Origin of the sequence: Diplocloster modestus, from assembly GCF_019042245.1 — a bacterium.
GTDB classification, from domain to species: Bacteria; Bacillota; Clostridia; order Lachnospirales; family Lachnospiraceae; genus Diplocloster; species Diplocloster modestus.
The window spans coordinates 1-611 of the sequence record NZ_JAHQCX010000039.1 but is presented as its reverse complement, the minus strand read 5'-3'; the positions used below and the strand labels follow the sequence as shown (position 1 = coordinate 611).

General features: G+C 37.6%; 2 protein-coding genes. Both read left to right on the top strand.

All coding sequences use genetic code 11. The features are described 5' to 3' along the window. On the top strand, positions 1-307 hold a 307-nt coding region (locus tag KTH90_RS24690), incomplete at its 5' end, for a helix-turn-helix domain-containing protein (RefSeq protein ID WP_238727618.1). Continuing rightward, a partial coding sequence (locus KTH90_RS25560; RefSeq protein WP_408626311.1) for an IS3 family transposase occupies positions 262-611 on the top strand: 350 nt, incomplete at its 3' end. The genes KTH90_RS24690 and KTH90_RS25560, both read left to right, overlap by 46 nt.

The following is a 611-nucleotide window of genomic DNA, read 5'->3' as shown; positions in this document are numbered from 1 at the left end:
AAAAACCACATTTGAAGAACGAGTAGAAATCGCTTCATATTGTATTTCGCATGATCATAATTACGCTGAAACCGCTGGAAAATTTTCTGTTTCCTATCAACAAGCACGAAGCTATACCGTAAAATATGAAAATGGCGGAATTGATGCGTTGCAAGATAATCGTGGCAAACGCAAGCCAGAAGATACGCTTACTGAAATAGAACGACTTCGCGCTGAATTAAAGTTGGAAAAAGCCAAGCGACAAAAAGCTGAAATGGAGGCATCATTCCTAAAAAAACTCGACGAAATAGAGAGGAGGCGGGGCTAAGCCTGTTACGACACAAACATATTTATCAGGCTATTAAAGAAGAAAATGAAACATACGGATATCGTATTAGTGCTCTCTGTAAATTAGGAAATGTAAGCAGGGCCGCTTATTATAAGTGGTTACATAGGGAAGTTCCGTCTAATGAAGCTGAAAATGAGCGTATTGCAGAAACGATTGAAAAAATACATGCAGAATCTTCGGATAAGGGTTACCGAAGAATACGAGATGACTTGGAACGCTATCATGATATAAAAGTGAATGATAAACGAGTACTTCGTATTTGTAGGAAAAAGAATATTAAATC